Source organism: Marinilabiliales bacterium, assembly GCA_007695015.1.
In the GTDB taxonomy this organism is placed as follows: Bacteria; Bacteroidota; Bacteroidia; order Bacteroidales; family PUMT01; genus PXAP01.
Genome location: REEN01000102.1, coordinates 1 through 6,575 on the forward strand (window position 1 = coordinate 1; position 6,575 = coordinate 6,575).

Annotated in this window: 3 protein-coding genes; all 3 read left to right on the forward strand. The window is 44.3% G+C overall.

Translation table 11 applies throughout. The annotated features are described in order from the left end of the window. Nucleotides 1-999: FecR family protein (locus EA408_12945; protein ID TVR69129.1), on the forward strand; the 999-nt coding region annotated here is incomplete at its 5' end. A gap of 186 nt (nt 1,000-1,185) precedes the next feature. Then, a complete protein-coding gene (locus tag EA408_12950; protein ID TVR69130.1) occupies nt 1,186-4,680 on the forward strand; it encodes a SusC/RagA family TonB-linked outer membrane protein in 3,495 nt (1,164 codons plus the stop codon). Between the two features lie 35 nt (nt 4,681-4,715). Beyond that, the gene (locus EA408_12955) at nt 4,716-6,317 is read left to right on the forward strand and encodes a RagB/SusD family nutrient uptake outer membrane protein (protein TVR69131.1); all 1,602 of its coding nucleotides are present in this window, start codon (nt 4,716-4,718) and stop codon (nt 6,315-6,317) included. Nucleotides 6,318-6,575: the final 258 nt, after the last annotated feature.

Consider the following 6,575-nt stretch of genomic DNA (forward strand, 5'->3'; position numbering starts at 1 on the left):
CTGACTTCCCAGTCATCCCCGAAAGGGAAATTCAACAAGGCAAAATATGATGAATGGAAAAAGCTGTCGGACAAACTTACTGTAAAAGATAAAAAGACACCAGTCATATCCATTTCTCCATTACAAAAAGCGATCAGGATAGCCGCTGTGTTCCTCCTTCTTGTATCGGTCGGCGCCACCGTTGCCTGGAGAATTACTTCGCAAAAGCTGCATAGCCTGATAAGCATGGAAACAACTCACCAGGTTAATGTTCCATTAGGCGGCAGAGGTGAAGTTGTCCTGCCGGATGGTAGTATAGTTAAGCTGAACGCCGGTTCAAATATCAGTTATTCAGGTTGTTTCGGTTTTAATGACCGTATTGTTATGCTCGAAGGCGAAGGTTATTTTGAGGTTGAAACCAATCCTCAGATGCCATTTGTTGTAGAGGCATCCGGGTTAAGAATAAAAGCCTTTGGAACAAAATTCAATGTTAAGGCATACCCTGATGAAGAAGAGATAATAACCACCCTTGTTGAGGGAAAGGTAAAGATTGAGGGAGAAAACATTGATCTCACCATGACGCCCAGTCAAAGAGTGACATATATTAAAGGCCAGTACAGGCATGTGCTGCCGGATGAAGATAAAATCCAGCCTGAACCGGAAAAAAGAATTCCTGAGGCAAAGGTTGAAATAATTGAGCCTCCGAAGTTGTTGCTGGCCAACAATGTAAATACCCGTGAAGCTACTGCATGGAAAGACGGTGTTTTTATTTTCACCGCTGAAAAACTAAGTAATCTTGCCGTTATCCTGGAACGAAAATTCGATGTATCTGTAGTAATAGAGTCAGATGAGTTGAAGGATCATAAGTTCACTGGCAATTTCCATCAGGAAACTCTTGAGCAAATCCTGGGCATAATTAATATGTCGGCTCCGATCAGGTATGAGATTGAAAAGGGAGTTGTCACCATTCAGCTGGATCAGAGAAGGAGACACATATTCAGAGAGTTATCAATGAAGTAAGCCCTCTATTAACCTTTAAACTTAACCTAAAATTAAAACAAAAGCCTATGCAAAAACCCTTAAAGAAAAACCGGGCAAATATTCCACCATCCACCCGGTTTTAAAGAAAACCATTAATCATTAATAACAACCATCTCAGGCATTTTCACGCCATGGTTTATTATTAACAATTAACCTTGTAAAATTATGAAAAAATATTCAAATTCTGTTTTGTTTCGTAAAAAACTACTACTACGTATGAAACTGACATTCTATTTAATGCTAATTTGTGCAGTACAGCTATCAGCCTCGGTATCCATGCATGGGCAGGTGACGCTTAGCGTGCATAATGAATCGATCAGGGATGTGTTACGGGAGATAGAAACACAAAGCCCCTACAGGTTCTTTTATAATGAAGCATTTGCCGACCTGAATAAAAGAGTCAATATAAATGTTGATGATACCGACATTAATTCAACAATGGATGAATTGTTGCTTATGTCGGATATGTCCTATAGAGTTCTTGAAAATAATTTAGTTGTTATAGCACCCAGGAAAGAGCTGCAGCAGCATGTTGTTTCCGGTCGTGTTACCGATGCCTCTAACAACGATCCTTTACCGGGTGTGAACGTCTTCATTGAAGGAACCACCACCGGAACCATAACTGATATTGACGGACGTTATACGCTTAATGTGCCCGACGATGAGGTTGTTCTTGTGTTTTCATATATTGGATATGTCCGTGAGGAGATACCGGTTGGTGGCAGGCAGGTAATTGATGTAGGCTTGAAACTGGAGCTTGAGGCTCTTGATGAAGTTGTGGTCATTGGTTACGGGGCAAGAAGAGCACGGGACGTGACCACATCCATTTCATCCATTGCTTCTGAAGAAATTGCACGAACCATCAGCATGACTCCCGAACTTGCAATGCAGGGACAAATGGCCGGTGTACAAGTTGGGGGTGTAAGCGGAAATCCGATGGCGAGGCCTGAGATCAGGATCAGGGGAGTTAATACCTGGGGGATATCAAACCCTCTTTATGTTATCGATGGCATTCCTGTTACTGAGTATGGTGCAGGCTATGAAGGTATTGAGGACCTGGGAGCAACTGACATCAGGGGGCCATTAAATATAATGGCTATGATAGATCCGAATGACATAGAATCAATATCCGTACTTAAAGATGCTTCGGCTGCGGCTATATACGGTGTCCGTGCTGCAAACGGTGTAATACTTATAACCACCAAAAGGGGACAATTAGGTGCACCTTCTGTTGAATTCAGCAGCCGCTTTGGAATTCAGAATATTCCACAACATATTGATGTTTTGAACACTGCTCAATACACGTCTCATATACAACGGGTACACGCAAGTGACCCGGAAATTCCGGTCGACCCGGAGAACGAGGGTTTATTTGACCCGAGCCACCCCCGGTACCTGGGTAACAGTCCTACTTACAACTGGCAGGATGCTCTGAAGAATCACAATGCCCCGACCCAGGATTATTCTTTGCGGATTTCCGGTGCAACCGACAGGGTTGATTACTCCCTGTCAGGCAGTTTTGCCGATACCGAAGGTGCTCTGGTTCACAATAATTTGCAGCGCTATTCCGGATCTTTCCAGATAAATGCCAGGATAAACGATTGGCTGCGTGCAGGAGTGAACTACCGGATCAGCCAGGCTGAGGGAAGGGACAATTCATTTCGGATAAACTTCTGGCAATATGCAATGTTTCCGCCCTGGCAGCCAATTTATGATGAAGATGGTCCGGGTGGTTATGCTCCCACTGTTGGAGGGGTGCGGCCAGACGGAACATACAGCAGTGCCAAGCTATACGGGCAGGGAACAAGATTGCATGATATTGGCTCGTATGCGTTAAATGATGCATATTATGAAACCGACCGCAACATGGGGAATTTGTACTTTGAACTTGAGCCGGTGACCAATTTTACAATCAGGGCCCAGATTAGCAGGGATATTTTTGATAACAGAAGATTTGAATTCACTGATAAACGGACGAGCGTTTTTGATTATACAAGAGGAGACCCGCGAGGAATAGGTGGGCCCGGTTCTGTTGGGACTTATGCAGAACGTTTAGTTAATAACACCAACCTCGTAAAGGAAGTTTTTGCAAATTATTCCGCTTCAATCAACGGACATAACATGGACCTGCTTTTCAGCGGAATGGATCAGCAATATAACAGCAAGTTTGTTTCTTACAGTAGCGAATACATGTCAACTACCCTTGATTATCTTCGATTCATTGATGGTTCCGTGGAGAGAGAATTAACTAGCACTGAATCTTCAGGTAACCGCTATTCCTTGCAGGGATTGCTTGGCCGGATAGGATACAATTATCAGTATACATATTACCTTGATCTGATCATGAGGAGGGATGGAAGTGCACGTTTTGCACCTGAAAACCGGTGGGGTACATTTCCTGCCGTTTCGGCAGCATGGAGGGTCACAAATGAAAGATTCATGGAAAATGTCAACTGGCTTGATGATCTGAAGCTACGTGCAGGATGGGGACAGTTGGGCAACCAGGAGGTTCGTGATATGGCCTATCTTTCAGTTATTGACACAAGGCCTGCATATTCATGGGGCAGAACCGATGACGGGCTTGGTTATTACAGCTCCGGCGCAACCGTTTTTGGTATAGCCAACAGGGATTTGCAATGGGAAAAGACAACAACCTTCAATATAGGTTTTGATGCTGTTTTGTTCAGAGGACTATATTTTACCGCCGAGTATTATGATAAACTCACAGATGGAATTCTGCAGACGGTCTCACTTCCCAACAGCGTTGGCGTGACGCTACAACCGGTTGATAACATTGCTTCTGTAAGAAACAGTGGGGTCGAGCTGGCACTGAACTATACAGGCCGGATCGGTGAACTGGGATATAGTATGGGAGGAAATTTCACTCTTAATGATAACGAGGTAGTCAGCACCCACAAAGGTATACCACTATTCGGACAAGGTATCGAGGAAGGTTATCCCCTCTTTTACGTGCGAGGCTATAAGCTTGGCGGGATTTTCCAGAACCAGTCCGAAATAGATGCATGGCTTGCCGAAAATTCGGACGTAAATTATCAGACTCCAAAACTCGGGCCTGGTGATTTCTATTTTCAGGATCTCAGGGGCGCTCCGCAAAATGATAATGAATTTTATTCGGAAGGTCCGGACGGAACAATTGATTCGTATGATCAGGTTTACCTTGGAAATAGCATTCCCGGATATTTCTATGGGTTCAATATGAATTTGACATACAGGGGATTTGATATGGGAGCGGTATTTACCGGTGTCGGCGATGTGGTTAAATATAATGTGGTCAGGCAGTCTCTGGAATACACATCCGGAACAGGAGGCAACCTTTCTACAGATGTTTTGAACTCCTGGACACCTGAGAACAGAGACACAGATATGCCAAGGATAATGAGGGGTGATCCGGCGGGTAATTTCCGTGCATCAGATTATTTTGTTGAAAGTGCTGCCTACCTTCGTCTGTCAAACCTCCAGGTCGGATATACCCTTCCTCAATCCTTCTATGCATTCACGAATGATAATATCAGGAATTTAAGGATTTACCTCGGGGTATCCAATTTATTCACAATAACTCCGTATCGGGGACTTGATCCGGAAAGTGATAAATATCCCACACCCAGGGTATTGTTTATGGGACTGAATGCCCGTTTCTGAATATAATAGAAATGTAGTAAAAAAAAATCCGAATTATGAAAATAACACAATATATATCAAAAGGAATGCTTTTGCTTATGTGCTTCCTTGTCAATCCTTCATGTGACAAGAATTTGGACATAAAGCCAACCAAGGAGCTTGAATCTGTCTTTTTCGAGGATGAAGGGCGAATGCAGAGAGCGGTTGGAGCCGCATATGCCGCCCTCACTAGTCTCTATTCGCCTATACTCAATAATTCCAGTTGTTTGCCACCCATGTTGCTTCCAGGTGATGACATTGCCGGAGAACATACTGGAGTAACTCTTTTTACCTTTTCCGGTCTTACCAGTACAAATGGTAATCTGGAAGAGCTCTGGAAACGACTTTATGCCGTCGTTGGAAGATGCAATTTCGTTCTTGACCGACTTGATGACCCGGAAATACAGGAGCTTTATGATACTCCCGGACTAATGGATGCAAACAGGGGGGAAATGCTTTTCCTGCGCTCATGGGTATATTTCAGATTATGGGACTGGTGGCGCAAAGCACCAATACAGGATGAGCGTATTACTACTGTTGAAGATGCTATCTTACCGCCTTCCGAGGGCTTTGAGATGCTTGATAATGCCATTGCTTCTCTTGAAAAGGCAGCTGAATTGCTCCCCGATTCCTGGGATAACAGAAATCTTGGCCGGATAACCAAGGATGGTGCATACGGACTTCTGGTAAAATTGTATGTAACCCGTGCATGTTACAATAACAAAAGCACCGAGGATTATCAGAAGGCAATCACTGCTTTCGAAAAAATATCAGGAAACAGGGAACTGGTGCATTTTGGTGAAAACTTCGATTACCGTTTTGAAAATAATGCAGAATCCCTTTTTGAATTTCAGGCTAGTATGAATCCCAGCGGGCAGGATAATGCCTGGCTGGATAATGATTTCGGTCGTGGTGCCGGGCAAGCCGGTGCAATGTATCATATGTTCACCAATCACTGGGGAAATTATACAACAGGAAGAATGGGGCCGACACCTAAGTTGATCAATGCATTCGAACCTGGTGATCCGAGAAGATCAGAAACAATAAGGGATAATGACGATATAGACAATATGGACTGGTCTCTATGGTGGATAGAACCCTGGGAAAGGTTTGGTGGATATCACATAGTGAAATATGTAAACGGGGAGAGAGGAAATGCTCATGAACCAATATGGCAAATATCATCGAGAAACAATACCAGGATTCTGCGTCTTGCTGATGTCAAGCTGGCTGTTGCCGAGGCCTACCTGGCTACCGGCAACCAGGGTGAGGCTCTGAGGCAGGTGAATGATATCAGGCAACGGGCAAGGGAGTCGACACCTGACGGTTCTGTTTCTCCAGTTCCAGCCGATCTGGCTTCAGTTACCATGGAAGATATCATGCATGAGCGTTTTCTGGAGCTTGCCGGTGAACACGGACATCGTTGGACCGACCTCCGGAGATGGCATGCTGCAGGATACATAAACCTGGGGACCTGGACGGCGGAGGACTTTGGCTTTGATTATGATCCTGCACTGTTTGCGTTTGATGTTTCGACTCATCTTCTTTTTCCAATTCCACAATCGGAGATGGATCGCAATCCGCTGATGCTTGAAAGCGGGAACAACCCGGGATATTAATATTCTTTGGATACTGAAGACACATTCCCTGCAGCCAGCAAGCTGCGGGGAACTTCAGTTCTCAACTGATGTTCTCTGCCTGAAACGGCGGTTAACCCGGTTAAAAGATGCTTTTAAGAATCGACATTACTTCGCCGTTCCCGGCGATTAGTTTTAGTAATTTGGTTTTCAGGTGGTTTTAGGTTAAGTGATCTTGGTAATAGCCCCTGCGGAATGAAGGTATTGGTAGTTCCTTCATTCCGCAGGGGTTATTTTATA

Bases quoted from the DNA above. Each gene is read 5' to 3' on its own strand.
- EA408_12955 (TVR69131.1), top strand. From the start codon at position 4,716: ATGAAAATAACACAATATATATCAAAAGGAATGCTTTTGCTTATGTGC.
- EA408_12950 (TVR69130.1), top strand. From the start codon at position 1,186: ATGAAAAAATATTCAAATTCTGTTTTGTTTCGTAAAAAACTACTACTA.